The 26201-nt window shown below is 62.1% G+C and carries 25 protein-coding genes and 1 pseudogene; 15 read left to right on the top strand and 11 right to left on the bottom strand.

The genetic code is table 11. The features are described 5' to 3' along the window. The first annotated feature begins 72 nt into the window (after positions 1 to 72). Both P6U27_RS16220 and P6U27_RS16215 read left to right on the top strand, forming a co-directional pair. Complete coding sequence (locus P6U27_RS16220; protein ID WP_129144932.1) at positions 73 to 1623, top strand: undecaprenyl-phosphate glucose phosphotransferase; 1551 nt, start codon at positions 73 to 75, stop codon at positions 1621 to 1623. Positions 1624 to 1779: 156 nt separating this feature from the next. Continuing rightward, positions 1780 to 3036 (top strand): O-antigen ligase, encoded by a 1257-nt coding sequence (locus P6U27_RS16215; RefSeq protein WP_122402959.1) that lies wholly within the window; start codon positions 1780 to 1782, stop codon positions 3034 to 3036. On the opposite strand, the gene P6U27_RS16210 is transcribed toward P6U27_RS16215, so the two are convergent. After that, on the bottom strand, positions 3005 to 3481 hold the full coding sequence (locus P6U27_RS16210; protein ID WP_164937089.1) for a MarR family transcriptional regulator: 477 nt from the start codon (positions 3479 to 3481) through the stop codon (positions 3005 to 3007). The genes P6U27_RS16215 and P6U27_RS16210 overlap by 32 nt on opposite strands. A 147-nt stretch (positions 3482 to 3628) precedes the next feature. Between P6U27_RS16210 and P6U27_RS16205 the strand changes: the two are divergent. After that, positions 3629 to 4800: pseudogene (locus P6U27_RS16205) on the top strand (FAD-dependent oxidoreductase). A 315-nt stretch (positions 4801 to 5115) separates the two neighbouring features. Further along, positions 5116 to 6087 carry an IS110 family transposase gene (locus P6U27_RS16200; RefSeq protein ID WP_122400484.1) on the top strand — a complete coding sequence of 324 codons (972 nt, stop codon included), beginning with the start codon at positions 5116 to 5118 and terminating at the stop codon, positions 6085 to 6087. 208 nt (positions 6088 to 6295) lie between these two features. On the opposite strand, the gene P6U27_RS16195 is transcribed toward P6U27_RS16200, so the two are convergent. From P6U27_RS16195 to P6U27_RS16185, 3 genes are read right to left on the bottom strand one after another with little or no spacing between them, the layout of a single operon-like run. Further along, the gene (locus P6U27_RS16195) at positions 6296 to 7474 is read right to left on the bottom strand and encodes a trans-acting enoyl reductase family protein (RefSeq protein ID WP_122402957.1); all 1179 of its coding nucleotides are present in this window, start codon (positions 7472 to 7474) and stop codon (positions 6296 to 6298) included. Positions 7475 to 7483: 9 nt separating this feature from the next. Next, positions 7484 to 8266 (bottom strand): DUF169 domain-containing protein, encoded by a 783-nt coding sequence (locus P6U27_RS16190; protein ID WP_122402956.1) that lies wholly within the window; start codon positions 8264 to 8266, stop codon positions 7484 to 7486. 54 nt (positions 8267 to 8320) lie between these two features. Further along, complete coding sequence (locus tag P6U27_RS16185) at positions 8321 to 9088, bottom strand: YdcF family protein (RefSeq protein ID WP_162500586.1); 768 nt, start codon at positions 9086 to 9088, stop codon at positions 8321 to 8323. A 168-nt stretch (positions 9089 to 9256) separates the two neighbouring features. Here P6U27_RS16185 and P6U27_RS16180 point away from each other — a divergent pair, with 168 nt between their 5' ends. The 3 genes from P6U27_RS16180 (at position 9257) to P6U27_RS16170 (ending at position 11163) form a co-directional block, all read left to right on the top strand. After that, entirely contained in the window at positions 9257 to 10198 is a 942-nt protein-coding gene (locus P6U27_RS16180; protein ID WP_122402954.1) for an acetamidase/formamidase family protein, read from the top strand. Positions 10199 to 10398: 200 nt separating this feature from the next. Further along, entirely contained in the window at positions 10399 to 10596 is a 198-nt protein-coding gene (locus tag P6U27_RS16175) for a hypothetical protein (protein WP_024341172.1), read from the top strand. A gap of 75 nt (positions 10597 to 10671) precedes the next feature. Next, entirely contained in the window at positions 10672 to 11163 is a 492-nt protein-coding gene (locus tag P6U27_RS16170; protein ID WP_162500249.1) for a GcrA family cell cycle regulator, read from the top strand. Between the two features lie 273 nt (positions 11164 to 11436). On the opposite strand, the gene P6U27_RS16165 is transcribed toward P6U27_RS16170, so the two are convergent. After that, positions 11437 to 12993: a porin gene (locus tag P6U27_RS16165; RefSeq protein ID WP_122402952.1), complete on the bottom strand. Its 1557-nt coding sequence runs from the start codon at positions 12991 to 12993 to the stop codon at positions 11437 to 11439. Positions 12994 to 13401: 408 nt separating this feature from the next. Here P6U27_RS16165 and P6U27_RS16160 point away from each other — a divergent pair, with 408 nt between their 5' ends. Then, positions 13402 to 13908 carry a MarR family winged helix-turn-helix transcriptional regulator gene (locus P6U27_RS16160; RefSeq protein WP_162500248.1) on the top strand — a complete coding sequence of 169 codons (507 nt, stop codon included), beginning with the start codon at positions 13402 to 13404 and terminating at the stop codon, positions 13906 to 13908. Positions 13909 to 13924: 16 nt separating this feature from the next. Here the strand turns inward: P6U27_RS16160 and P6U27_RS16155 are convergent, their stop codons facing one another. Together P6U27_RS16155 and P6U27_RS16150 are read right to left on the bottom strand one after the other, a co-directional pair. After that, positions 13925 to 15037, bottom strand: coding sequence for a S9 family peptidase (locus tag P6U27_RS16155; protein WP_122402950.1), 1113 nt, complete (start codon positions 15035 to 15037; stop codon positions 13925 to 13927). A 263-nt stretch (positions 15038 to 15300) separates the two neighbouring features. Next, entirely contained in the window at positions 15301 to 16272 is a 972-nt protein-coding gene (locus tag P6U27_RS16150; protein WP_129145808.1) for an SDR family oxidoreductase, read from the bottom strand. A gap of 357 nt (positions 16273 to 16629) precedes the next feature. Between P6U27_RS16150 and P6U27_RS16145 the strand changes: the two genes are divergently transcribed. Further along, complete coding sequence (locus P6U27_RS16145; protein WP_122402948.1) at positions 16630 to 16869, top strand: hypothetical protein; 240 nt, start codon at positions 16630 to 16632, stop codon at positions 16867 to 16869. Between the two features lie 130 nt (positions 16870 to 16999). On the opposite strand, the gene P6U27_RS16140 is transcribed toward P6U27_RS16145, so the two are convergent. Beyond that, positions 17000 to 17593, bottom strand: coding sequence for an alpha/beta hydrolase fold domain-containing protein (locus P6U27_RS16140; protein ID WP_407122711.1), 594 nt, complete (start codon positions 17591 to 17593; stop codon positions 17000 to 17002). A 15-nt stretch (positions 17594 to 17608) separates the two neighbouring features. After that, entirely contained in the window at positions 17609 to 17974 is a 366-nt protein-coding gene (locus P6U27_RS16135; protein ID WP_407122712.1) for a hypothetical protein, read from the bottom strand. Between the two features lie 121 nt (positions 17975 to 18095). Here P6U27_RS16135 and P6U27_RS16130 point away from each other — a divergent pair, with 121 nt between their 5' ends. From P6U27_RS16130 to P6U27_RS16105, 6 genes are all read left to right on the top strand, one after another. Continuing rightward, positions 18096 to 18767 (top strand): TetR/AcrR family transcriptional regulator, encoded by a 672-nt coding sequence (locus P6U27_RS16130; RefSeq protein WP_162500247.1) that lies wholly within the window; start codon positions 18096 to 18098, stop codon positions 18765 to 18767. A 1346-nt stretch (positions 18768 to 20113) separates the two neighbouring features. Next, the gene (locus tag P6U27_RS16125) at positions 20114 to 21385 is read left to right on the top strand and encodes a tyrosine-type recombinase/integrase (protein WP_407194305.1); all 1272 of its coding nucleotides are present in this window, start codon (positions 20114 to 20116) and stop codon (positions 21383 to 21385) included. An 80-nt stretch (positions 21386 to 21465) separates the two neighbouring features. Continuing rightward, entirely contained in the window at positions 21466 to 21828 is a 363-nt protein-coding gene (locus tag P6U27_RS16120) for a hypothetical protein (RefSeq protein ID WP_407194304.1), read from the top strand. A gap of 153 nt (positions 21829 to 21981) precedes the next feature. After that, positions 21982 to 23043 carry a ParA family protein gene (locus P6U27_RS16115; RefSeq protein ID WP_407194303.1) on the top strand — a complete coding sequence of 354 codons (1062 nt, stop codon included), beginning with the start codon at positions 21982 to 21984 and terminating at the stop codon, positions 23041 to 23043. Continuing rightward, complete coding sequence (locus tag P6U27_RS16110; protein WP_407194302.1) at positions 23040 to 23912, top strand: SIR2 family protein; 873 nt, start codon at positions 23040 to 23042, stop codon at positions 23910 to 23912. The genes P6U27_RS16115 and P6U27_RS16110 overlap by 4 nt, the downstream gene beginning before the upstream one ends. A 2-nt stretch (positions 23913 to 23914) precedes the next feature. Further along, positions 23915 to 25039, top strand: coding sequence for a DNA methyltransferase (locus P6U27_RS16105; RefSeq protein WP_407194301.1), 1125 nt, complete (start codon positions 23915 to 23917; stop codon positions 25037 to 25039). Positions 25040 to 25283: 244 nt separating this feature from the next. On the opposite strand, the gene P6U27_RS16100 is transcribed toward P6U27_RS16105, so the two are convergent. Both P6U27_RS16100 and P6U27_RS16095 read right to left on the bottom strand, forming a co-directional pair. After that, complete coding sequence (locus P6U27_RS16100; protein ID WP_407194300.1) at positions 25284 to 25451, bottom strand: hypothetical protein; 168 nt, start codon at positions 25449 to 25451, stop codon at positions 25284 to 25286. A 62-nt stretch (positions 25452 to 25513) separates the two neighbouring features. Then, entirely contained in the window at positions 25514 to 25738 is a 225-nt protein-coding gene (locus tag P6U27_RS16095) for a hypothetical protein (RefSeq protein ID WP_407194299.1), read from the bottom strand. Positions 25739 to 26201 lie beyond the last annotated feature (463 nt).

The raw sequence follows: 26201 nt of genomic DNA, 5'->3' as shown, positions 1-26201 counted from the left end.
CGAAGCGCCAGGGGATACTTGCCCGGCCGCGCGAGGCCGCGCCGCTTGCTTTTGGAATGGACGTGGACGCCCGTGGAACCGCTCAACGCACGCTCGATGCTCGATGCCGCGACCAGCGCTGCGGCAAAGCCTGCCGACCAGCCCTTTGTGGAGCGCCGTCGCCGGCTCTCGCCTGCGGCGCTCGAAGTCGTCAACCAGAAGGTCGCCCGCGCCTATTCGCCGATCGTGATCGCCGGCTTCGTCCGCCTTGCCGATTTCGTGCTGCTGAGCCTCGTCGGCATCGCGCTCTATGTCGGCTATGTCATGCCGCTCTCCGGCGCCTTCAGCTGGATTTATCCGGCCGAGGTCGTCGCCGTCGCCATCGCCGCCGTGGTCTGCTTCCAGGCCGCCGACATCTATCAGGTGCAGCTGTTCCGCGGCCAACTGCGGCAGATGACGCGGATGATCTCGTCGTGGTCGTTCGTCTTCCTGCTCTTCATCGGCATTTCCTTCTTCGCCAAATACGGCAGCGAAATCTCGCGGCTGTGGCTGGCCGCCTTCTACTTCCTCGGACTCGCCGCGCTGATGGCCGAGCGTCTGGTGCTGCGCACGCTGGTGCGCGGCTGGGCGCGCCAGGGCCGGCTCGACCGCCGCACCATCATCGTCGGCTCCGACAGCAACGGCGAGCAGTTGGTCGAGGCGCTGAAGGCGCAGGAGGATTCCGACATCCACGTGCTCGGCGTGTTCGATGACCGCAACGACAGCCGCGCGCTCGACACCTGCGCCGGCGCGCGCAAGCTCGGCAAGGTCGACGACATCGTCGAGTTCGCCCGTCGCACCCGCGTCGATCTCGTGCTGTTCGCGCTGCCGATCTCGGCGGAGACGCGCATCCTGGAGATGCTCAAGAAGCTCTGGGTGCTGCCGGTCGACATCCGCCTCTCCGCCCACACCAACAAGCTGCGGTTCCGTCCCCGCTCCTATTCCTATCTCGGCGAGGTGCCGACGCTCGACGTGTTCGAAGCGCCGATCACCGACTGGGACCTGGTGATGAAGTGGCTGTTCGACCGCGTCGTCGGCAGTCTCGCGCTGCTCGCCGCCCTGCCGGTGATGGGACTGGTGGCGCTGGCGGTGAAGCTCGACAGCCAGGGCCCGGTGCTGTTCCGCCAGAAGCGCTTCGGCTTCAACAACGAGCGCATCGACGTCTACAAATTCCGTTCGATGTACCACCATCAGGCCGATCCGACCGCGTCGAAGGTCGTGACCAAGAACGATCCGCGCGTCACCCGCGTCGGCCGCTTCATCCGCAAGACCAGCCTGGACGAGCTGCCGCAGCTCTTCAACGTGGTCTTCTCGGGCAATCTCTCCCTGGTCGGCCCGCGGCCGCATGCGGTGCAGGGCAAGCTCCAGAACCGCCTGTTTGACGAGGCCGTCGACGGCTATTTCGCCCGCCACCGCGTCAAGCCCGGCATCACCGGCTGGGCTCAGATCAACGGTTGGCGCGGCGAGATCGATAACGAAGAGAAGATCCAGAAGCGCGTCGAGTTCGACCTCTATTACATCGAGAACTGGTCGGTGCTGCTCGATCTCTACATTCTCCTGAAGACGCCGATCTCGCTGCTGACAAAGAGCGAGAACGCGTATTGATTTTTCGTCATGCCCCGGCTTGACCGGGGCATCCAGTACTCCGCAGCGCCAGTCGTTTCCTACTATGCGCGTCACGGAGTACTGGATCGCCCGGTCAAGCCGGGCGATGACAGCAGTGCTTGTAGCGTAAGAGTTGCGTAAGCGTATGAGCGTGCGATGACGTATGCCGTGACGGCCGGTGGAATGAACGTAGCCGCACCAGCTGCTCCGGGCGTGCTGGCGCTGCAGCGCGCGCTGGTGTGGCTGGTCGGTGCCTGCGGCGCCATCGTCTTCATCGAGCCCAGCCCCTACGAGATCGCGACGCTGCTCGCGACCGTCACCTTCTTCGCCACCGGCCTGCGCCTGAGACTGGTGCTGATGCCGCTGGTGTTGATGCTGGTCCTCCTCAATGTCGGCTACACCATCAGCGCGATCCCGCTGTTCGCGCAGGCGGAGGTGGTGAGCTGGATCGCAACCTCCTGGTACATGGCGGTGACCGTGGTGTTCTTCGCCATGGTCTCCTCGGAGGACACGGCGGCCCGACTCGACATGCTCCGCCGCGGCCTCGTGGTCGGCGCGATGGTCGCCTCGCTGCTAGCCGTCGCCGGCTACTTCCACCTGGTTCCCGGCGGCAACGACCTGCTGACGCTCTACGGACGCGCGCGCGGCACGTTCAAGGACCCCAACGTGCTCGGCGCCTTCCTGATCCTGCCGGCGCTGTTCGCCCTGCAGAGCGTGGTCTCGGACAAGCTGGCCAAGGCGTTCCGCAACGTCATCGCCTTCGGCATCATGTCTCTGGCGATCCTGCTCGCGTTCTCCCGCGCCGCCTGGGGCGGGCTGGTGCTGACCTCCGCCTTCATGCTGGCGCTGATGGTGCTGACCAGCCGCACCAATGCGCAGCGCTCGCGGATCATCATCATGGCGATCGTCGCCGCGGTGCTGGGGCTGGCGCTGATCGCGGTGCTGCTGTCGTTCGATTCCACCGCCGAGATGTTCAAGCAGCGCGCGAGCTTCGACCAGAGCTATGACGAAGGCCGCTTCGGCCGGTTCGGCCGGCACATCCTCGGCGCGGAGATGGCGCTCGACCTGCCGTTCGGCATCGGTCCTTTGCAATTCCATCGCTACTTCCCCGAGGACACCCACAACTCCTACCTGAATGCCTTCATGTCCGGCGGCTGGCTTTCCGGCGTGTGCTATCCCGCGCTGGTCTTCACCACCGTCATCATGGGCTTTCGCCACATCTTCATCCCTGTGCCCTGGCAGCGCGCCTACCTCGCGGTGTTTTCCGCATTCCTCGGCACGGTCGGCGAAAGCTTCGTGATCGATACCGACCACTGGCGGCATTTCTGGATGATGCTGGGCGCGATGTGGGGCATGATCGCGGCTGCGCAGGTCTACAAGACTAGGACTGGCGGGGACGCTTCTTCAACTTGAGATCGGGACGCTTCTCCGGTGGCGTATCGATCAGGCGCTTGAGCGCCTCTGTTGCCGCGAGCACTGCCTTGTAGCCCTCGTTGCAAAAGCGCAACAGCAGGCGCAGCTCCTCATCGGAATAGCCGTTGCAGACCTTCTCCATCGCCTGCTGCATCGGCACGTAGAACTGGCCGAGCTTTGCGATCGTCTCCGGCACGACGGCGATGAAGACCTTGCGACGATCTTTCTCGTCGCGCTCGCGGCGCACCAGCCCTGCCTTTTCGAGCCGGTCGACAACGCCCGTGATTGCGCCCGTCGTGAGGCCCGTGACCTCGGCGAGCCGGCCCGCGGTGACGCGTCCCTCGAGATAGAGGATGTCCATGCATTCCAGGTCGGAATTGGCAATTCCGGCAACGTTGGCAACGGTCTGGCCGTAGAGCACGCCCTGCGCAGACGACCTGCGCATCGCCGCCTCGAGCTCCTGCAACAGCGCCGCGCGCGCCTTCGTCCTTGACAAGGCCGGCCCCTTCTCTTACTAGATATATATCTTAGTCGCTAAGAGATTTAGCGACCGTGATTTCTCCTAGCACCATGGAAACGTCGGGAGCAAGCCATGTCCAACCGTCCCCGCAAGGCCCTGATCATCGGCGCCGGTATCGCCGGGCCCGTTGCCGCCATCCTGCTGCGCCGCGCCGGTATCGAATCCGCGATCTACGAGGCTTGGCCCTATTCGAAAGGCATCGGCGGCGGCCTCCAGATCGCCCCGAACGGCATGCATGTGATGGACGAGATCGGCCTTTCGAACGAGCTGATCAGCCGTGGCTCGGTGGCGGAGTCCTTCGACTTCTATTCGCAGGGCGGCGAGAAGCTGGGCTCGATCAACCGCGACTTGGCGCGGCGCTTCGGCCAGCCGGCCGTCAACATCTCCCGTGCCACGCTGAACGAGATCCTGATCGACAAGGCCTGGTGCGCCTGCGTCTCACTCCATTTCGAGAAACGCCTGATCAAGATCGAGGATCGTGGCGATCAGCCGATCATCGCCTATTTCGCTGACGGCACCACCGCCGAAGGCGATTTCCTGATCGGCGCAGACGGCGTCCACTCGGTCGTGCGCCGCCAGGTCGTGCCTGACGGGCCGCAGCCGTTCGACACCGGCCTGATCGGCTTCGGCGGCTTCGTGCCGCACGCCGTGCTCGACGGCAGGCCGATCGGCCGGCGCGTCGAGACGACGTTCGGCCAGAGCGGATTCTTCGGCTACGGCTATTGCAGCCCGGATCCGACCGACGGCGTGATGTGGTGGAGTACTCAGCCCGCATGTGGCATGGACGCGGCGATGTTCCGCGCGCTCGATCACGCGACGCTGAAGCAGCATCTGCGCGGCTTCCATCGCGGCTGGCACGATCCGATCCCCGCTATCATCGAAGCGGCCGAGAACATCGTGGTCACCGACACGCTCGACGTCGCGACCCTGCCGGCCTGGTCGCGCAAGCGTTCGCTCTTGATCGGCGATGCCGCGCACGCAACCAGCCCACATGCCGGCCAGGGCGCCGGCTCGCGCGCTTGATGCAGGAAGGCCAGGAGCTCGGCGCCATCTTCCAGGCCTTCGAGGCCGAGCGCCGCCCACGCACCGAGAAGATCGTCGCGATGGCCCGCCGCAACGGCAACAGCAAGCGCGAGTTCAGCGCCATCGGCGCGTGGATGCGCAATCAGATGCTGAAATGGCTGCTGCCGCTGGGCGCCAAAGGCATGGATTTCATGTACGCGTACGATGCACGGGCGGCGTAGCACCACGAACGGTGCAGTAGGGTGGGCAAAGCGAAGCGTGCCCACCATTGCTGATGCGATCCCAGAGAGATGGTGGGCACGGCGCGTTGCGCCTTTGCCCACCCTTGTTTTAGCGCACCGGACTAGAATGGCCTCGTTCCGTGAGGAATGGCCCAGCTCGGGTGGCCGCCCGAGCTGGGCTGCCGATCGATCGGATCGATGCCCACCGAAGCCTTGAGGGCTGCCTTTCGTAGCAGGATCGCGATCGGTACTTCATCGGGACCCGGATGGTTGAACGAACTTTAGGTTCGCACACACAAGGGAGGGTCGACGAAGATGGCCAAGCGTATCACGATCTGTGCCGGGATCGATACCGGTAAACGTAAGCTCGATGTGGCACTTGATGGCAGTTTGGAGCGGCTTCAGGCCGATAACACGCCGGATGGCTATAAAGTGCTGGTGGAATGGTTGCAGCGCCACAAGGTCAAACGGGTCGGGATCGAGGCGAGCGGCGGCTATGAGCAGGCTGTCGTCGCCGAGTTGCGGCGCCAGCGGTTTGTGGTCGTCGTATTTCAGCCGGCCCAGGTGCGCGCTTATGCCGTGTTCCAGCTGCAGCGCGCCAAGAACGACAAGATCGATGCCGCGCTGATTGCGGCCTGCACCGCCGCGGTCAAGAAGATCCACGCAGCTCCGGATCCCCGCTTGCTGCCATTTGCCGAGCACCTGACGATGATCGACCAGATCACCGAGGACATTGCTCGGCTGAAGAACCGGATCGAGAGCTGCCGCAATATGCGGCTCCAGAAGCTGTGGAAGGAGGATATCGCTCGCCTGGCCAAGCGCGAGAAGGTCGAACTGAAGGCACTGGCCGCCGCAATCCGTGAGCATCGCGATCTTGCCGAGCGGCTCGACTTGATCAACAGCATCGATGGTATCGGGCTAAAGACCGCCATGGTCATTCTGGTGCGGATGCCCGAGATCGGTCAGATCACGCGCGAGCAAGCGGCCGCGCTGGCTGGCATTGCCCCTTACGATGACGACAGCGGCGATCGCACCGGCGTTCGTCACATCGCCGGCGGGCGTGAACGGCTGCGACGTGCGCTCTTTACTGCGGCGCTGCCGGCGTCATTTCGCTGGAATCCGCAGCTCATCACGCTCTATGGAAGGCTGATGGGAGCAGGCAAGGAACACAAGCGCGCATTGATCGCTTGCGCCAGAAAGCTATTAATCTTCGCCAACACAGTGGTCGCCCGCGGCACGCCTTGGCAGACAAAACCGCCCGAGATCGCGAGGGCTCCGGCTACCTGATGGCGTTTCTTTGTTCGGCCGAAGCACCGTTTCTTCGTCCCGACCTGCCGTCACAAAGACGCCGCGCGCCGCGGCCGTCAAAGGCTGGCCGTCGCCCTGGCCTCAACTCCATCTCCGCTGCCGCCAGGCCACGCCTTGACGGCCGCAAGCACGGCGTCATGCTACCCTCAGCGATCGGGCGAATCTAATGGTTGCTACGAGAGCCAACCTACCCTTCCACCCCGAACGTCAGCCCGGCGTGATCGACCAGCCGCTTGATCAGCTTGTGCTGCATCGCTGCGCCCGGCGTCCAGAAACCGGCCGGAACGTCTGCTGCGTCGCGCAGCAGGCAGATCGCGCATTCGGAGATCATCTTCGAGGTCGAGCCGTAACCGGGATCGCGGTCTCCGGTGACGCCGGCGCGGACCATGCGACCGTCGGGAGCAATCGCGACGTAGAGCAGATTGAACAGACCGTTCTCGCGCTCCTCCTTCGACGGCCCCTCGCCTGGCTTCGGTGCGTTCGGACCGGTCTTCTCGGCATTGGCCGCCATCACGCGCTTCGCATTGGCCTCGCCCTTCTCGCCGGGACCGGTCAGGACCATCTCGTCGTAGACGAAGTCCTTCCCGTACGGAAAGCCCATCAGCATGTTGGAGCGATGGACGTTGCGGGTGTTGATCAGCGCCATCATGAACGGAGCGGCCCAGGATTGCAGGTCCTCCTCGTAAGTCGCCCTGTTGCCCTTCGGCTGTTTCGGGCCGGTGAAGCCCGGCGTCAGCGCGAAGTGATCGTTGAGGATGGCGACGAGGCTGAGATCCTTCGCGACGGCGTCGAAGGTCGCTTTCGCGCTCGCCGCGGTGCCACCGGACAGCGTGCCGCGCATGTCGCGCACGCGGCCCTTCACGCGCGGGGCCGGCGCGCCAAACACACGCCTCGCCTCTTCCTGCACGAAGAAAGTGCCGAGCTCGAACGGCACGGAATCATAGCCGCAGGAAAACACGATGCGCGCGCCGCTCGCCTCGGCCGCCGCACCGTACTTGTCGATCATCTGTCGCATCCAGACCGGCTCGCCGCAGAGATCGAAATAGTCCGCACCCGCAGCGACGCAGGCCGCGAGCAGGTCCTCGCCATAGAATTGATAGGGACCGACCGTCGTGATCACCGACTTGGTCTGCGCCACCATCGCCTTCAGCGACGCCGCGTCCGACGCATCCGCCACGATCAGCGGCGTGTCGGCTGGCGCGCCAATGGCGTCGCGCACCGATTTCAGCTTGTCGAGGCTGCGACCCGCCATCGCCCATTTCAGCGCCATGTCGTCCTTGTAATGGGCCGCCAGATATTCGGCGACGAGCTGGCCGGTGAAGCCGGTCGCGCCGTAGACGACGATGTCGAATTTCGCAGAGCTCATGATCGGCCTTTACTTCTTCGCGTAACTCACGCCCATGCCGGCACGGACGTCACTTTGAATGCCATAGGGCGGGATCGGATAGCGCAGGCCGTTCTTGGCCAGCGCCTTCATGCCTTCAATTGCCTTGGCGAGATGCGAAGGCTTCAATGCCATCAGCATCTCCTCGTCCGGCACGCCGCCATAGCGCCGTTCGGCATAGCATGGCAAGGACAGGCTGGGCTCCCCGGTCTTGAGCGCCCGCCCCCAGGAATCCGCGCACGCGGTCTCGCCGACCACGCCCCACTCGAATTTCTTGTAGCCGGTATATTGCAGCCCGTTGATCAGGATGATCATCTGCCCCGGCGTTGCATAGACGAGGCAGATGTCGGGCGGATCGAGCCGGCCGCTCGCCAGCGGACTGACGGCGAGCGCCTGATAGTGTCCGAACGGAACCACGTCCAGCGCCTCCTGGCGCTTGCGCGCATCTTCTGCGGTACCATGCCAGACTCCGACATAGTTCTCGCCGGCGAGCCATTTGTCGTCCTGGGGGCTGAGCCCGATCACGGCGCGGCATTGGCTACCTACGAGATCGTCGGCGGTGATGCCGACGGTCCAGCCGAGGCGCGCCGCCATGCTGACGATCTGATCGGTGGTGTGAATTGCATTCGGGCGGCGGATTTTCGGGATCGCCTCCATCTCTGCGGCCGTCGCGAACAACTTCATGCCGATCACGTTGGTCTTCAGCCGCAGCAAGCTGTTGAGATCGGCGACGAGGCCGGCAAGATCGATCCTGTCTGCACTCTGCTGTTGCATGGCTTCCTCCGCGCCGGCGATCGCGCGCCGTGTTCTTGTCTTGGTGCCCTCGTTCTAGTCCCTGCCCGGTCCTGGAAGCAACTCGCCGGTTCGGCCCATCAGACGGTAGGCCACGAGGCCGATCCACTCGCGGATGGCCACTTCCGTTCGGCCGAGTCCGTCCGCACCCATATTCGTGAAGGAAAACAAATCGTCTCGTCCGCCCATCCGCCAGTCCACCGGATACGCCTCGACGTCAAATCCAGCCTTGCGGAAGATCCCCATCGAGCGCGGCATGTGGAAGGCCGACGTCACCAGCAGCCAGCGCTCGCGCGGCTTTGGTGACACCAATTTCTTGGTGAACATCGCATTCTCCCAGGTGTTGCGGGAGTCACGTTCGAGGATCAGGCGCTCCTTCGGTATGCCGAGGTTCTCCAGGATCGGCGCGGAATAGTCGGCCTCCTTCGCCTCGGTCGAAACCAGGTTCGCGTTGCCTCCCGTGAACACGATGCGCGCGCTCGGATAGCGGCGGGCAAGCTCGGCCGGCGCGAACAGACGATCGGCCGCGTGCGCGACGACCGGCGTGCGATGCGCCGCCGACAGATCGGTGTCGACCGAGCCGCCGAGCACGATGATGCCGTCGGGCGCGCCGCGCGAGGCGTCCCACGCAGGAAAGCGAGACTCCAGCGGATAGATCAACAGATTGCCGAGCGGCGAGAACGCCGCGAGCGCCAGCAGCACCAGCGTGATCACGGCAAGCTTGCGGCCGAGCGCGGCAAAGCGCGTCACCATCAGCACGACAGACAGGATTCCGAGCTCGACCAGGAGATTGATCGGCAGCAGCGCGGTGCCGAGGGTCTTGGAAAGAACGAAAAACAGGGGAGCCTCGCTGAAATCATCTTGCCTGTCTGTGCGGGGCTTGACCGGCCCCGCCATCTTCAGAAATCTTCTTGAAAGAGGATCGATCGCCGGGTCAAGCCCGCGGCCGATGAAACCAACCGGACGCGGCATATGACCCATCATCACCTGCATTCCACCCCCGAAACCTGTCATTGGGGCTTCTTCGAAGCCGCGCTCAAGCCCGTCCTCACCATTGCAAGCGGCGATGAGGTGACGGTCGATACCATCAGCGGCGGTCCGGACGTGCTGCCCGATCGCGACAAATTTCACATTCCGCCGGAAATGCACCAGGTTCATGCCACAAACGAGCGCATGCTGCCGGGCCACATCCTCACCGGCCCGATCGCGGTCGAGGGAGCCGAGCCCGGCGACGTGCTCGCGGTCGAGATCCTCGACGTGCAGCTCCGGCAGGATTGGGGCTGGAACATGATCAAGCCGCTGGCCGGCACCCTGCCCGACGATTTCCACGAGACGCGCTTCCTCAACATCCCACTCGACCGGACGCGGATGGTCGGCCGCATGCCCTGGGGTTTAGACCTGCCGCTCAAACCGTTCTTCGGCGTGATGGGCGTATCGCCGCCACCTAGCTGGGGCCGTATCTCCTCGCTGATCCCGCGCGCAATGGGCGGCAATCTCGACAACAAGGAGCTCGGTGCGGGTGCGACGCTGTATCTGCCGGTGTTCGTGCCAGGTGCGATGTTCTCCTGCGGCGACGGCCATGGCGTGCAGGGCGACGGCGAGGTCTGCGTCACCGCGATCGAGACCGCGCTGCGGGGCCGCTTCCGCCTCACGCTGCGCAAGGACCTCAGGCTCGAGTACCCCCGCGCCGAGACGCCGACGCACTACATGACCATGGCGATGGACCCCGATCTCGACCAATGCGTGGTGCGTGCGCTGCGCGACATGATCGCGCTGCTCGGCGAGACGCGAAATCTATCGCGCGAGGATGCCTACACGCTGTGCAGCCTGGCCGCAGACCTGCGCGTGACCCAGACCGTCAACGGCGCCAAGGGCATCCATTGCATGATCGAAAAGACGATCGTGCACGGCTGAGCCGCCGCGCCCTTCCCCGACCTGCCGACATCGAGCCGCCGCCCGGTCTTCCCTGCGGCGCGCCGCGACGTGTCCGATTCCCAAGCGATTCCAACCAGGTGAGCTGCTGCCCCGGCGCTGATTTGACTTCCACCCCCGAAACTAAATAGAGTCTTAATCGTTACTTTTATGTACCCGAGTAAGAGGCTAGCGTTCGGGCCATGGCCACCGAAAAAGCCGAGACTGACCGCATTCCCGTAACCCTGGCGCTCTCGACCATCGCCTATCTGGAGAAACTGGTGAGACAGGGCACCCACGGCACCAGCGTTCCCGGCGTCGCGCGGACATTGATCGAGGAAGGCATCCGTCTCGCCATCAAGGACGGGCTTCTGTCGATCCGCGACAATGGCAGGACGTGAGCGCGCGCCGGACGTGAGGCGGACGGATCTCCGAGCGGGCGGATGGCCGACATCTGCAACCTGGGATCGCAACACATGCCTGTTCTCTCGCCTGCCTCTTCACGAACTTGGACCGACGAACGCATTGAGCTGTTGAAGCGGCACTTCGACGCCGGCCTCTCCTGCAGCGAGATCGCCGCCGACATCGGCGTCAGCCGCAACGCCGTGATCGGCAAGCTGTCGCGGCTGAATCTGACGCGCGGCCGGACATTCGACGACCGCAAGGTCCAGGACAGAGGCTTGGCGCCGGCGCGGGCGCGCAAGGCCGTGCCGCGGCTGCAATACGAGATGCTCGCCACCATCTATGGCGAGGCCGACGCGCCGGTGGTCGCAGGCCCGATCGACGACGCCAATCGCTGCTCGCTGCTGGAGCTGTCCGAGAACCGCTGCCGATGGCCGATCTCGACGCCGGGCGAAGACGATTTCTGCTTCTGCGGCAACACGACGCCCGACGGCCAGCCCTATTGCGCCGGTCACAGCCGCCTCGCCTACCGGCCGTATGCGCGCGCTCGCGCGATGCGCGGTTGATCTGCAGCATCTCCAAAAACAAAAAACCTCCGGCGGGGCATCACCGGAGGTTTCTGGAGGCTTAGCGTGAAGCTAAGAGCCGCAACTTTCGTATTTGGCCAAAAGCCATATAGCTTAGTAACTCAGGTAAGTAAATAAATTTGAGGCGATCGAACCGCATGGCTCGTCTTCGCGCTTCGCAACGGCTGCCGGATTTTCCGAACGCCCCTCATTGCGGAAAAAAGCCCCGGCGGTTTCCCGCCGGGGCTTCATCAAGGGCTCGATACCCCAAGCTTACCAGTTGCGCTGGGCGCGCAGCAGCAGGCTGTAGGTGTCCTGGTCCTTCAGCTCGTAGGTCGCCGCCGGCTTGGCGACGCCGGTCAGGGCTCCGGTCGTGATCGCGCCCGAATACTTCTGGTCGAGATGGCTGTAGGTGAAGTCGGCCGAGAAGGTCAGGTTCTTCACCGGCGTCCAGCGCGTGATGACGCCGACCTGGCCGATGTTGAAGTCCGGGTTGCAGGTGCCGGTCAGGGTGGCGAACGCGGCGCTGCCGCAGATCAGGCCTTTCGCCGTGCCGCTGTAATTGACCGCAGCCCACGCGCCGTACAGCGCCGTGTTCCAGTACGGATTCCAGTTGTGGGTGTAGGCACCACGGAAACCGTAGGTCTTGGTCAGTTCGAGGCTGCCGCCCGGTGCGAACACCGCATCAGACACGCCGGCGAAGCCGATGCTCTGATAGGCCGCGTTCGAGCTGCCGAACATCGAGTAGCTGGTCGCGGCCAGCTCCTGGAAGTTGTAGCGGCTCGCGCCTTCAGTGTAGACGCCCGAGATGTTGATCACGTCGCCGGCGCCAGTCGGGATGTTCTTGATGCCCAATGCGAGCTGGACGGCCCAGCCCCACTTGTCTTCCGGATGACCGGTGGTTTCAGTGGCGCCGTAGTAAGCGACATGGTTGTCGTGCGCCGCGACCGACGCCTGGAACAGGCCCCAGGCTTGATCGACGCGAACCATCGCGACGAGATCGGGCGAGCGGCTGCCGCCGAGGTCGTTCGAACCGTAGGCACCGCCGAGCACGCCCGTGGTCGACATGCCGGCCGTGTTCCAGATGTTGGTCTGGAAGACCTGCGTCTGGTCCTGCGCCGAGAACGAGGCCGTGATGCCCTGGCCGAAATCGGCCGTGTAGGTGAACTGCGCCACGCCGTTGGTGGTGCCGCTGCCGCCGACCAGCTGGTCGAAATTGTTGCCGGGATAGTTGATCCAGGGCGCGTCGAACTGCGACACCGCCTTACCCATGGTGAATCCGGCGAACTGGATGAAGGCGTAGTAGACGCCGAGCGCGCCACCGGAGATGCCGCCGTCCGTGCCGTTGACGGCGCCGCCGCTCGAGCCGGTGAGGCCGGTGCCGGCCGCGTTGAGGCCGATCGTGCCGCTGTACTGGGTCGCTCCCGTGGCCGAACCGGTGCCGCCATAGTTGCCGGTCGTCCAGGTGAAGACCGCGTCGAAATAGGTGCGGACGACGCCGTACTCGGTCGCGGTGCGGGTGTCGATGTTGAGATCTTCACGCGCGCGCATCGAGTAGTAGTTGGTCAGGCGGTTGTTGGCCGCGAACACGCCGTTGTACTGGGCGCTGTAATTGCCGCCGGCGTTGAGCGCCACTTCGGCACGCAAATAGCCGCCCAGCTTGATGCAGGTGTCGCTGCCCGGGATGTAGTAGAAGCCCGCGCCGTAGAGCGTGCAGATCTTGACGTACTCGACCGCCTTGGCCTTGACCGGAAGATCGGCGGCCTGGGCTCCACCGACGGCGATCAGACCCGCCGCAGTGCCGAGCAAAAGGCTCTTCACCACTTTCATTTAAAACCTCCAAGTTGCTCATTTTACGGAGACCGGACCGTGAGGCCCCCCAAGATCCCCGTCTCTCAAATCCGCTCGGCCGCTTTGCGCTTTCGGCCACACCCGCAATCGAGGCGAGGGACGTGAGCGAACCACCTGCAACGGGACGATCGAGTACCCCCCACCGTCACGCATCAATATGCCTGCGCCGTTTCGCTAATCAAAATAGTTTATTTGATCAGCTTTCTGGTTTCGCTAAACCTGTGCCCGCGGCGCAACACTTCCGCCGAAGCCTATAGCCTGACTTTCTCATCTTTGTAATTTTAGTGACAAAATTACCCTGCTCTGCACTTGCGTCGGGGCAGGCTTGCGTGGACTATGGCATCCCACGATCACCGGCCTGAAAGATCAGTTCACGGGAGTGACGCTGTGTCCGCGACGAGGAAAGAGGGAGCGCGCCTGCGCTCGATCGCCAACCTGGATATCATCAGGCGCTTCACCTGGGAGATATCGTCGATCAACATGTATCTGGAGGAAGTGCGGCAGATCTGGGCGCGGACGCTCGGCATCAGCGGCCCGCAATGGCTGATACTGATGGCGATCTCCGACCTCGACAAGGACGATGGCATCCCGGTCAACGTCGTCTCCAAGCTCCTCCACGTCGATCCGTCCTTCGTCACCACGCAATCCAAGCTGCTCGAGAAGAAAGGCCTGCTGCGCCGCCGCCCCTCGCCGACGGACGCAAGAGTGGTGCGGCTGTCCCTGACCGAGAAGACGCAGAAGCACCTCGCGAGCCTCAACGAACAGTACAAGACGATCAAGGAATTCGTCTTCCAGGAGTTCGACGAGCACGAGCTCACCGAATTCACCACCAAGCTCGCGATGTTGAAGTCGCGCCTCGAGAAGGCCTGCGTCCGCCTCAGCCTCGACTTCTAAGGGAGGTCGTAGCGCTTCAGATTCGCAGAGGCGAACTGAGCCGGGATTCAAGCCAGTCGAAGATGTATTCGTTGGCGAGGCTCGGATTGTCCGCGTGGGCCTGCGCGGCGCCGGTTTCACCGGCGGTGAACACCTTGAGCATGACCTCGGAGCTGCCAAGCCGCGACGTCTGCACGATCTGGCGGGCGCGGTCGGCCTTGAGCCAGCCGTCCTCGCCCAGCGTGATCAGCACCGGACATTCGGCGCTGGAGGCCATCAGCGGCGCATGGGGCACCGGAACGATGCTGACGTCGCTCATCGCAAAGCGGCTGGCGAAGAAGGCCCGCTCGTGCAAGTCCCACAGTCCGCCGTCGCAAACGGCCGCCGCCAGTCGCGGCTCCTGCAACACCGCGCGTGCCACGAAGGACGAGCCCCAGCCATCGGCCACGATGGCGATGCGGCCGACATCGACATCGCTGCGCGTCTCCAGATAGTCCATCACGGCCGGAATTGCGCTTTCGAGATCCCGGCGCCGCAGCAGCACATCGAGATAATCGTCGCGCTGATCGCCGAACAGATCCAGCGCCAGCATTGCAAAGCCACGCTCGCGCGCATGCGGCGCCAGCTTGAACAGAAACTCTTCCTTGCGGTGTCCGGGCTCGCCGATGCAGATCACGGTCGGGGCCGGCCCTCGACCCGAGGGCGCAGGCAGGAAATAGCCTTGCAGCGAATGGTCATCGAGCCAGGGGATCGTCACCACTTCGCCGGGGGGCGTGCGTGCCGACAGATAGCGGCGGGCGCATTCCTGCGTCGCGAGCACCGCGACCCAGCGGCGCTCGTCGGCCGCCTCGAGCGGCATCGCCGCCGCAGCGTAGTAGTTCATCGCGCGCAGCCAGTTGCGCTGCGCGCTCGCCATGTGCCCTTCCGCGAACGCGGCTTCGGCGCGGTGCCGGTTGGCCCGCGCGAGCTTTTTCCATTCACGGTGCCAGGACTGATCGTCGCCACGCTTCAGCTGGCGGGCGATCAGCAGGCATTCTGCGATGGTGGCGCCACCCTCCTGCGCCGCGGTGAGGAGCCGCGTGAATTCAGCGGAGATGTCCTCACGCTCCGGGCAAAAGATCAAATCGTCGGAGAGGCATGCGGGCATCATGGTGAGCTACGCTCTGGTCGTCGCGTTACCCTGATTGACTAAACTATTTCAGTTCAGCAACCAAGCTACCGTGCTTCAAATGAGACTCGCTTGAGATCACCATCGCTTGAACGATCGTCCCTGTCGCATGCCCGATATTCCAATTCATCATACGGCTACCAATTGGCGGGAGCTGGCACGCGAAATCAGCCGCGCACCTCTTGTCATGACGACCATCATACCTACATCTGGGCGCTTCTCTTGAGTGGGTCGGCAGTGCCGACTCACCCGAGCCGCCAGCCCACCTCTTGCGTTAAACTTTCGTAGAAGGCGCGGTCGTAAGCCTGCTCCGGCGTGGCGCGCACCCGCTCGTCGAGATGCTTGGCGTCCTCGCCGACGAGAATACGCCAGCGCTCCGCCTTGACGCCGTCGAGAATGATCTTCGCCGCCTGCGCCGCCGTCGTCGGCGCATCCTCCAGGAAGCTGCGGGCGCGCTCGGCGAACGCCGCCTGGATGTCGTCGTCCGACATCTTGTCGGCATCCGGCACGCCGGCCGCGGCCATGCGCTTGCGGGTCAGCGCCACCTCGTCGTCGCTGAGCCGCTCCGAGCCGTCGCCCGTCTGCACCTTGCGCGAATTGGAGACTATCGAGGTGCCGATGTGACCGGGCATCACCACCGAGCATTTGACGTGCGGGGCATGCAGGCGAAGATCGTTGATCAGCGCTTCGGTAAATCCTTTCACGGCGAACTTGGCCGAGCTGTAGGCTGTGTGCGCCTGGTTCATGCCGATCGAGGCCCAGAAGCCGTTGACGCTCGCGGTGTTGACGATGTGGGCCTCGTCCGCCGCCACCAGCATCGGCAGGAAGGTGCGCACGCCGAGATAGACGCCGCCCCAGCAGATGTTGAAGGTGCGCTCCCACTGCTCGCGCGTGTTGGTGAACAGGCTGCCGCCGCCGCCGATGCCGGCATTGTTGAACAGGAGATGGATCTTGTCCGTCTTCTGCTGCTCCGCGAGCTCGTCGCGAAAGCGCTTCAGATGATCCTCGATCGCGACGTCGGCGACATGCGTCGTGACGCGCAGGCCCTGCGGCAGCCTGTCGACCTCGCACAACCGCTTGGTCTCGGCCATCGCCGCTTCCGAGACGTCGCACATCGCGACGTTGCAGCCTTCGGCGACGAGCTGCCGCGCGAGCTCGCGCCCCATCCCCGTGCCGCCGCCGGTGATGACCGCGATCTTTCCAGCAAAATCCTTCATCGGACTTCGGTCCCTCCCCTTGTCGGTATGTTTCTTCGTCGCAGCGCCATTTAGCGAGGCGCGCGCAAAACTGTAGCAGCGCCGCATCCGCGGGTAAAAGCGGATCGGCGATGCCATTCGGCATCAGTTATTTCGGCACACGGATTATCGGCCACTCCAGTGCGGTCACCACGCGGAGCGCGCGGTCGGCGTCTCAAGGCGCACCGCCATAACCCGAAGCCGGACAAATGCGGGAACCACGGGGGAATGGACGCTGGGTTTGAGTCGGCCAAGCCAGCGTGTTGTTTGCGTGTAACAGGCTCTGGCACTCCGCTTGCATCCTCTTCGTGGTCAGAAACAACCAATGAGGTGACAGGAATGTTCGTGACCGTCGTAGCGGTGCTCTGCCGGCTAGGTGCGTCTGCCTCGGGCGCTTGCGTCGAGGAAATCGTGACCGACAGCAACATGACGCCCGAGATTTCGATGATGCAGTGTGCGGTCGGTGCACAGGCCCCCTTAGCGAAATGGATGGGCGAGCATCCGATCTATCACGCCAACTGGCGCCTCGAGCGCTACAAATGCGTGCCAGGTCACTACGAGATCAAGGGCCGCGCCTGAAGGCCCGCAAAAAACGGATAGCAAGACGACGAGGAAACGCCCCGGGGATCGCCTTATCCCTCCACGCGGGCGCCGCCAGCGCCGGACCGTTCGCGGCAACGCGCTCTGTGACGATGATCACGCCACATTCCTACCCAATCTCACGCAGGATGATTGCACGCGCCCGCCGTCCTTCCGGCGTCGGCATCAACGCATAATTATGCGGCTGGCCGCGCAAAAGATGCAGCTCGACCGACACGCCCACCGTCCGCGCCCGCTCCGCGAGATCGACGCTGTCAGGGTAGAGCAGATCGCGCGTCCCCGAGAAGATCGTCATCGGCGCCAGCGCGCGGAAGGCGCCGTTGAGCGGACTGACGAAGGGATGGCCGACATCGAGCTCGCCGGCATAGAGCCGTCCCGCCTCGACGATCCCCGGAATGTCCTGGATCGGATCGCGCGCAGCGATCGCAACCTGCTCCACGCGGCTGACCGACGCATCGGCCGCGGGCGAGATCAGCACCAGACGGCTCGGCTGCCGATGGCCGCGATCGCGCAGCCACTGGCAGGCCGCGAGCGCGAGCCCTGCGCCGGCGGAATTGCCGACCACCGTGACCTTTGCGGACCCTGCGTCTTCCAGCAGCATGCGCAGCAGCTCGGCCGTCGTCGGCACGACGTCCTTCGCAGTCGCGCGCGGCGCCAGCGGATAGATCGGCACGACGCAGCAAACGCGCGCCTGCCGAGTCATCTGTCCGACGAAGCATCAATGAGCCGGCACGATCTCATTGATGAAGCCGCCGCCATGCAGGAACATGACGTAGTTGCACCCCTCATGGCCCGACGACGGTGCCGTGTAATAGACCGGCCAGCCGCCCATCTTCGTCAGCGTCGCCTCGACGCCGCGGCCGAGCCCCGTCGGCTCGAACGTTACAGGCTCCAATGCGAGCTTCCGCACGTGGGCCTGCACGGCTTCGGCTGATGCCAGCTGCTTCTTGAACGGAAGAAGGCGCAGCAGCAGGTTGAAGGCGCGGCTTTGCAGGCTTGGCGCGGGATCGCGCCGGGCCGGTGGACTGAACACGCAACCACCCGGGCAAAACTGCAAGGCCGACACGATCCTGGCAACGCTCATGGCCATATCCCCATCTGGCGCGTTCGCGGCGGCGACAAACAGGCTTGCCGACCCGCCGCCGCTTGCCGCTATAATGCGAGCATTCACTCGCTTTTCCTACTCGCATTCAGATCACAAGGCCGTGGCCCGCAAACCGCCCACAAAACCCCGGAAAAATGCCTCGCAGGAGCGATCCCGCGCCACCGTCGACGCGCTGGTCGAGGCGACTGCTCGCATTCTGGTCAAGGAAGGTTTTGAGAAAGCCAGCACCAACCGCATCGCCGAGATCGCCGGCGTCAGCGTCGGCTCGCTCTATCAATACTTCCCGAGCAAGGAGGCGCTCGTCGCCGCCGTGATCGACCGCCACAACGAGGAGATCATGGGCCTCGTCCGCACCGCGCTCCTTGAAGTCGCCGACATGCCGATCGAGCAAGCCGTGCGAAAACTCGTCACCGTCGCAATCGAAGCCCACCGCATCAACCCGAAACTCCACCGCGTCCTCGCCGAGCAGATCCCCCGCACCGGCCAGCTGAAGGACGTCGAAGCCTTCAACCGCGAAGTCCACACCTTGGTGCGCACCTATCTCGGAAGCCGCCGCAAGGAGATGCGCAAGATCGATCCGGGCCTAGCGACGTTCATCTGCGTCAGCACGATCGAGGCCGTCGCGCACAACACGGTGCTGAACCACGCCGAGATGCTGTCGGAGAAGAGGGTGAAGGTCCTGGTGGACGAGACGACGCGGATGGTGGTGGGGTATTTGGCCGTAAGCTCAAACCCAGAGCTGCGCGCCGCCGCAAAACCAGCGCTTGGCTAGCCCCTACCTGGCAACTGCCGATTTTGGAGTTGATAGCGTAAGCTCGATGGCATCATAGGACGAATATTCAAGATGCTCTCCCAGACCTCCCCTTGGAGGATCGCGATCGCACGCTGACGGCAGATCATGACAAGAGGCACCAATACAGTGCTGATCCTGCCAACCCACTTGCCATTCGCTCGATCCGAAATTGGAGCATCAATGCATCGGCTCCCCAGGCAGCGGGGTCGGTTGGTTTTCTACGCATGCAGCCTTCGCAAGACTTTGATGCTTCGTTAGCTGATCGCATCGTTGGCTCGGCCTCAAGCTAGCGGGCTTCTGCTCGCGCTTGGTGTAGCGATGATCTCGATCCCTAGAAGAACCCCTCCGACGATGTCGACGGACCTCATAGCTCGCCCCGTCTCGAACTACGCGAAGTCAAAGTCCGCGGGCTATTTCGTCGTGTCACTTGGCGTCGCTGAACACCCTGGGGCTACCGAGGTGCCGATTGAATAGCAGCTGGGTGGGGTGCGAAACACGCTTTTGGTTGTCTCCGATTGTGGGTTCAGTAAGCCCGAGAGAACTGCCAACGCTGCCATAGCCCCGATGGCAGCAAGCGCGATCTTGTCAGGCCTAGTGAAAACTGTGCGGCACCGGAGCCCGCCTGGTGCAATGTGCTTCAATTAACGCAACTCTGAGTTTCAATAAGATTATCATATGTTTATTCCGGTTCCATCGCAAGTGGCGGTCGTTCGGAGCGGTAGTGCTCGCAGCCAGAAGGGCCCGCCAGATGCGTTAGTTGATCGAGCCGTACAGTGCCCTGTCGCGGCGGCTTACGGAGTCGATGCCGTCCGTTGTCATGTTTGGGATGTAGGCTGGGACTTGGTGCCCCGGCGCGGGTCTCGACGACGCGCGTGGTGTCGATCTCGTGGACTCTCCGCCTTTGGCCTCCTAGCCGAAGAGAACGCGGAGCGAACGGATTGCGTAAACCGCCTGTAAACGGGCGGCCCGCTGCAAACGGGCCGTCTCGAGACGAGATCGAAAGTATTTGGAAAAATGGTCGGAGCGAGAGGATTTGAACCTCCGACCCCTAGTCTCCCAGTGATTCCAAACCGGAATACCGCGAAAGAGCAGCGCGTACCAAGAGGCACCATTAGTGCCGTAATATCAGCAATTTAGGCCATACCAAGAGCTACCACTAGTTACCGCCAGTAACCGGCCAATCCCGCGCCGATGTTTCCCAAAAGTTTCCCAAATAGGGTATAAGGCCGCTCCGGCGCACCGCTACAGACTAGGGCTCACACCCCGGAATAGGTCGCGGGGAAACGCCGGGGAAACGCCGGGGAAACAAATCGGAAGGGGCAACCATGACTAGGGCTCGAAACCGGCTCGCGGCCAAGGCGGTCGACAAGGCTATTGCGGAGGCCAAAGAGACCGGGAAGCGGATCGAGCTGAGCGACGGGGGCGGCTTGGTGCTGCGCTGTCCGCCGTCCGGCGTCGCGCGCTGGACGTTCGCCTATCGCTCCCGGGCCAAGGGAGGCATGCGCCGCGTGACGCTGGGGCTGTACGGTCCGAAGGCTCCCGCCCTCTCCCTGAAGCTCGCCCGGGACGCACGGGACCGGGAAGAGGCCAGGAACGGCCAGGGCGAGGACCCCAAGGCCGCGCAAGAGCGTCAGCTTGTCGAGCACCGGAAGGGTGTCGTCACGTTCGGCGAGCTGTGCGACCAATACCTAGCCCACATACAGGCTATCGACCCCCGCACCGGCAGGCCGCGCAAGAGCAGTTGGAAAAACGACGAAGGGTATCTGAAACGCCCTAAGGCGAAGTTCGGCAAGCGCGCCGTGGGCTCGATTACCCGGGGTGAGATCAGGGAGTTCCTCGAAGAGATCGCCAAGGCCTCGCCGTCGTCGGCGAATCGGACTCAGTCGGTTATCCGCACCATGTGGGGGTACGCGAACGACCGTGAGATTTTGACGGAAAACTTCCTGCACGGCATGAAGAAGGTCGGCGGCAAGGAAGTCGAGAAGAACCGCGTCCTTACGCTCGACGAACTGAAGGCCTTCTTTGCGATCCTTGATGACGAGAAAGCGGGCATCACGGACGCGACGCGCGCGGCGCTGAAAGTCGTATTGCTGACAGCCCAGCGCCCGGGCGAAGTCGCGGGCATGATGCGTTCTGAGCTTCATGGCCTCGATGGCGACAAGCCCCATTGGATCATTCCGCCAGAGCGGACCAAGAACAAAAAGGCAGAACATACCGTGCCGCTCTCGCCGACTGCGGTGCGGTTGATCGAAGCGGCCTTAGAGATTGGCAAGCCGGAGGACGGCGAGGACAAAGCCGATAGGCCCGTGTTCGCCAGTCGCTTTGAAACCGTCGGAATGCTCTCGCGTCACTCAATGAGCCAAGCCGTCCGCCGCCTGCTAGAAGACAAGGAGCTGGCAGCCTTCACGCCTCACGACCTTCGGCGAACGGCTGCAACAATCGTACAGGCCGCGCGACTGCCCCTCGACTATGTCAAAGCGTTACTGAACCACAACGACAAGGGCGTGACTGGCGTCTACGCTCGGTGGCATATGTTCGAAGAGAAGCGCGAGGCAATCGAGGCTATCGGAACAGCAGTAGCCCAGTTTATCAGGTGAAGGTTTCAACGGCGGTATTTCCCTGAACGCCGTGCCGCTGTAAGCGAGTGCCTTCAATCTCCGGCACTCAGGGCTAAGAAATGGTCGTCATCGGCTACATCTGGAAGGTCGCAGTTAATATTGTCATCCTGTTTATCGTCGCATGGGCATTAGACAAACTTCACGAGCGAGCTGAGGCCCTAGTCATCCCCGTCCTCGGAATAATTTATGTAACGATCCGAACGACCCAGGGCTTTCAGGGGTTAGCGATGATTGACATCGCCATGCGGCAGCAAGAGCAACTCGATGCGATCCGATCATGGATAGATGGGGCGTACAGTCCGGGCGACCGATCCGATGAGCGAGCCATTTACAAGCGGTGGCGCGCTAAATTCTACATTGACGCCTGCTTTCTCGGGCTGATCAGCCTACTCTGTGCTCTGACGTTCTTCATGCATTTGTAGAGGCGACGGGCCCTCCGCTCTGGGCCAACGCGGTCCTGAGTTTAAGGGGCCGTAAGGCCTTAATGTGCTACCGTGGCGTTACAACCACTTGTATGTCATGGCCAAACCGTCAAAATGTGACGAATCGCCTTCAGGCCTTTGGAGCCTCACTGAATGCCCGCGCTCGGCAGCCTCTGCTTTTTCAACAACAAGGGCGGTGTTGGGAAAACGACTTTAGCCTGCAACGTCGCCTCGTACATCGCGGAGACGGAGGGCCTGAACGTCCTTCTGATCGACGGTGATCCCCAATGTAATGCGACGCAATTGGTGTTGCCGGACGACACGACGGAACGCCTCTACGAAACTGCGGCTGGCTTGCCTCACATGGATACGCTTAAGCAGGTGCTGCTCCCCCTTCTGAAGGGAGACGCGTCACTTGAGGCTACGCACAAGGTTGCAGGCCCCGAGACCAATCGATTCGGCATCTCGGTCATACCGGGCCATCCGCATGTTGCGTTGCTCGAAGATCGGCTCAGCACCAATTGGACGCAGTTCATGGGCGGGGACTTAGGCGGCGCCCGAGTTTCCAATTGGAACACGCAGCTCTTGAGCCACCTTAAGCCCCACTACGATTTGATAATCTACGATGTCGGGCCAAGCCTCGGAGCGCTGAATAGGTCAATTCTCATTGGCGTTGATTATTTTCTGGCTCCGATGGGCTGTGACATTTTCAGCTTGATTGGGATTGAGAATATCGCCGACTGGATCGCTCAATGGCGAAACTACTACGATCAGGCCTATGGGCAGGTGGTAGCGCGGCATGAGCAGACACTCGCGGAGTACACTGGTGAGGTTCGGGTATCGTCGAGCCTGATGGCTCGCTTTGTCGGGTACACAGTTCAGCAATACATCACGAAAACCATTCGCGATCAGAAAAGAGCAACTGCCGCCTACGAAGCGATACTCAAGAAAATCCCGGATGAAATCGCAACTAGCCTTAGACAGTTCGTCGCTCCCCGCCTGACGGTTGACGAGGTCCGGCTTGGTGACGTGCCGCACATGTTCAGCCTCGTCCCACTCGCCCAAACGGCGCACACGCCCATCCATAAGTTGACCGGACGTGAGGGGCTATCCGGCGGACAGTATCAGCAACAGCGTCAGTACCAAGAGTTCATTGGCCAACTCACTGCGTCACTCATGCGCAACCTCCGTCGTACTGCGGACATTCGGGCATGATTGATTGGCCAGAAGACTTAGTTGCAGATATCGCCGCTCGCCGATCCGTTCTATTTTTGGGCGCAGGCGTGTCCCGCAACGCTCAGAACGAGCACGGCGTGCACCCAAAGGAATGGTCGCAGTACTTGGGCCATCTTGCTTCTCGGATTACAGACGCGGCGCAGGCGGCAGAGGTCAGGCAATGCATCAAAGACGGGGACCTACTGACTGCATGCGAGCTTGCTCGAAAATATTTGACCCCTTCCACATTCAAAACGGAGATGCTCCAAGAGTTCGTCGGCAACGCTTATCGACACGCAAAAATTCACGACGATCTTAGCCGAGTCGACTCTCGACTAGTGATGACCTCGAATTTCGATAAGCTCTATGAAAACAGAGCCAATCAACTCCAACACAACACGGTTATCGTAAAGAGCTACTACGACAAGGACGTGGCGGATGTATTTCGTCGACAGGACCGTGTAGTTATCAAGGTGCACGGGACCATCGACGTACCTGACAGCACAATCTTCACCCGAAGCCAGTACGCAATCGCGCGCAGAGATTATGGTCACTTCTACCAATTGCTTCGAGGTTTGTTTGTTACACATACATTCGTTTTTCTAGGGGCGTCTATGCGCGATCCCGACATGCAGTTGTTGCTGGAAGACCATGCATATCGTTTTGAGGGAGCGCGCCCGCACTACATGGCAATGCCATGGGACCCCGCGAAAACGGGCATCCTTCGGGTCTTAGAGGAAACAATGAACCTTAAGGCCCTGGTGTACGATCCGGCAAACAACCATCAGGAACTTGCAGATTCGGTTGCTGAACTAGTGGACAAGGTCGAGCGTGCTCGCGAGAAGCTCGCCGATACTGCGGGGTGGTAGCGATGTCCCGTCAGCTTTCATCTGTAGCGCAGCGAGCCCCTCGCGAATGGCGGGGCTCCTCTCACAACGTTGATTATTCATGTCTGCACCAGCTTGCGCCATACATCGGCAAGCTGAAGCCGGTCATTGCGCGCGAGCTACTAGGACAGTTCACTTCGTCGGGAGACATCGTGCTCGACTGCTTCTCAGGCTCAGGAACGATTCCCCTCGAAGCCGTGATGCTCGGACGGCGCACGCTGGCGTTCGATACTAATCCCTACGCCATTACACTGACGCGCGCGAAGCTGGAAGCGCCTCCCACTTTGGAAGCGGCTAATGAGCAGTTGGCTCAACGGCTGTTAGATTCGCAGAGACGCCCCAGGTGCGACCAAAGAACGATACCCCTATGGGTTCGGAAGTTCTTTCACCCGAAAACCCTTCAGAACGCAGTCCGCTTTGCGGATGAATGCATCGAGAAGGACGACCCGTTTCTTCTCGCTTGTCTACTGAGCATTCTCCACCATCAGCGACCCGGCTTTCTGTCATACCCGAGCAGCCATCTCGTACCATACCTTCGCGACCGCAAGTTTCCCAGGGTGGAATACCCGGAGATGTATACGGAGCGTGAGCTAGCCCCTCGATTGGCAGCTAAGCTCGCTCGTACTTACAAGCACGGTGCCAAAGTAAATCGGTCGAAGGTTCTGCAAATCGCTCAAGTGGGCGTCGCTGATCTAAAGCTCGACTTTGAAGTAGACGCGATAGTCACAAGCCCCCCATACATGAATGCCCTCGACTACGTTCGAGATAACAGACTCCGTATGTGGTTCTTGGATCGCTCGACGGTTGACTATTCACCGGAGCCGACGGAGCGGCAGATGCAGTCCGATGCTATCACCGCTGCATTTGCAAGCAACGCATTGAGGTATCTCCGCAAGGGCGGACATTGCGTTCTTGTTGTTGGTGAGACCGTGCTACGCAAGCGCGTAAAGACCCATCCCGCAGAGCGCATGCTCGCTAGACTGACCGCAGAATATCCCAAGCTACGAGTCGAGCACGTCATTCGCGATAAGATACCCGATGTTAGGCGGTCTCGCAGGACAGAAGGAGCGACAAAACGCGAGTTAGTTCTCGTTCTGAAAAAGGGATGATTGATGCGCTTTGGCGACGCCTCGAAGAATGAAGCTAGAAGGTAGGACGTGAAGAAGCTCGGTATCGGAATTGCAATATTGTTTTGGGGCTGTATCGCACTAGTCGCTACACTCGCAGGATATGGGTGGATCGTCGGCATTATATGCGTCGGGGCTTTCATGATCCTAGTGATCGGCTTGCTTGACCGTATCGCGCGTGGAGTGGAAGCGCTGAAAACGTCAGGTCGCTGACGGCGCTACGCTCCTATGAGGGCCGATTGTTGGGCGCACCTTTCGCCGCCTCGGCGAATGCGCGGCCCACGTCACCTAGCTCCGGGTTGAACTCTATCTCCAGCCGTCCGCCTTGCGCCTTGCGGACGGTGACGAGATGACGGCGGCCCTCATCGAGAGCAGATGCAAGGGTCTCTTGCATCTGTTCCGCCGTTAAACCCCGCCCCCATACGTGACGGGTGACAACCAGCTCCATGAGTCGAGCTAGGTCGTCTCGATTACCGTGCGCTCTATCTGCCACGGAAGCTCTCGCAGCCACTCAAAAACTTGCTCAACGCTGTAAGGCTTTTCGACTTCAAGGCCGCCCGGCTCTTCGGGACCCTCGATAAGAACAAACGAGCCGCAAGGTTTACGGACCATGCGGTCCACAAGTTGCTCTTTAATTCCGTAACAGAAGTAGCGCCGTGTCGCGATTGTGAAGCTCTGCATTGCCCCTGTGCCCAAGTGGGGAGCCTGTTGGCGCAGGCTCTCCCCGTGTTTTCGATTCCCCTTTCGATCCCGCGAACGTGGCAGAATGTTTGTAAGGCCGCAATTGGAGATGCGTCAGGCGAAATAGCTGACAGAACTGACAGACCGAGCGCCGCAACGCGCTCAGTCTTGCAGAACGATCAGTGCAGCGGTTCGAACGGCTCGCTTGTCGGGTAGCGCTGCTTCAGTTGCCGATAGCGCCGCGTGCCCAAGCATCGCTCTAGGAATGTGTCTCCACAACACTTCAGAACAATGCGAACGTGACGCGCGGGAATGTCCGCCTTTCGTGATGCCGCCCAAGCAAGGTACGGCAACACAATGTCCGGCAGCTCGTCAGTGAGCTGAAGCACGTCTATTGCATTCGTACAGCGCGACAACCTGATTAGCGCAGGCACGATCACGTCAGGCGTGTCTATCTCGACGG

Origin of the sequence: Bradyrhizobium sp. STM 3566 (genome assembly GCF_045571445.1) — a bacterium.
GTDB lineage: Bacteria > Pseudomonadota > Alphaproteobacteria > Rhizobiales > Xanthobacteraceae > Bradyrhizobium > Bradyrhizobium vignae.
Note: the sequence above shows the minus strand (reverse complement) of the source record. Positions and strands in the feature narration are given on the sequence as shown.

Coding starts and splice junctions, on each gene's coding strand:
- P6U27_RS16095 (WP_407194299.1), bottom strand. CDS start 25,738: ATGCAGAGCTTCACAATCGCGACACGGCGCTACTTCTGTTACGGAATT.
- P6U27_RS16140 (WP_407122711.1), bottom strand. CDS start 17,593: ATGACTCGGCAGGCGCGCGTTTGCTGCGTCGTGCCGATCTATCCGCTG.
- P6U27_RS16175 (WP_024341172.1), top strand. CDS start 10,399: ATGGCCACCGAAAAAGCCGAGACTGACCGCATTCCCGTAACCCTGGCG.
- P6U27_RS16210 (WP_164937089.1), bottom strand. CDS start 3,481: ATGCGCAGGTCGTCTGCGCAGGGCGTGCTCTACGGCCAGACCGTTGCC.
- P6U27_RS16200 (WP_122400484.1), top strand. CDS start 5,116: ATGGCCAAGCGTATCACGATCTGTGCCGGGATCGATACCGGTAAACGT.
- P6U27_RS16145 (WP_122402948.1), top strand. CDS start 16,630: ATGTTCGTGACCGTCGTAGCGGTGCTCTGCCGGCTAGGTGCGTCTGCC.
- P6U27_RS16115 (WP_407194303.1), top strand. CDS start 21,982: ATGCCCGCGCTCGGCAGCCTCTGCTTTTTCAACAACAAGGGCGGTGTT.
- P6U27_RS16155 (WP_122402950.1), bottom strand. CDS start 15,037: ATGATGCCCGCATGCCTCTCCGACGATTTGATCTTTTGCCCGGAGCGT.
- P6U27_RS16110 (WP_407194302.1), top strand. CDS start 23,040: ATGATTGATTGGCCAGAAGACTTAGTTGCAGATATCGCCGCTCGCCGA.
- P6U27_RS16215 (WP_122402959.1), top strand. CDS start 1,780: ATGACGTATGCCGTGACGGCCGGTGGAATGAACGTAGCCGCACCAGCT.
- P6U27_RS16135 (WP_407122712.1), bottom strand. CDS start 17,974: ATGAGCGTTGCCAGGATCGTGTCGGCCTTGCAGTTTTGCCCGGGTGGT.
- P6U27_RS16120 (WP_407194304.1), top strand. CDS start 21,466: ATGGTCGTCATCGGCTACATCTGGAAGGTCGCAGTTAATATTGTCATC.
- P6U27_RS16150 (WP_129145808.1), bottom strand. CDS start 16,272: ATGAAGGATTTTGCTGGAAAGATCGCGGTCATCACCGGCGGCGGCACG.
- P6U27_RS16195 (WP_122402957.1), bottom strand. CDS start 7,474: ATGAGCTCTGCGAAATTCGACATCGTCGTCTACGGCGCGACCGGCTTC.
- P6U27_RS16100 (WP_407194300.1), bottom strand. CDS start 25,451: ATGCAAGAGACCCTTGCATCTGCTCTCGATGAGGGCCGCCGTCATCTC.
- P6U27_RS16165 (WP_122402952.1), bottom strand. CDS start 12,993: ATGAAAGTGGTGAAGAGCCTTTTGCTCGGCACTGCGGCGGGTCTGATC.
- P6U27_RS16105 (WP_407194301.1), top strand. CDS start 23,915: ATGTCCCGTCAGCTTTCATCTGTAGCGCAGCGAGCCCCTCGCGAATGG.
- P6U27_RS16190 (WP_122402956.1), bottom strand. CDS start 8,266: ATGCAACAGCAGAGTGCAGACAGGATCGATCTTGCCGGCCTCGTCGCC.
- P6U27_RS16125 (WP_407194305.1), top strand. CDS start 20,114: ATGACTAGGGCTCGAAACCGGCTCGCGGCCAAGGCGGTCGACAAGGCT.
- P6U27_RS16180 (WP_122402954.1), top strand. CDS start 9,257: ATGACCCATCATCACCTGCATTCCACCCCCGAAACCTGTCATTGGGGC.
- P6U27_RS16170 (WP_162500249.1), top strand. CDS start 10,672: ATGCCTGTTCTCTCGCCTGCCTCTTCACGAACTTGGACCGACGAACGC.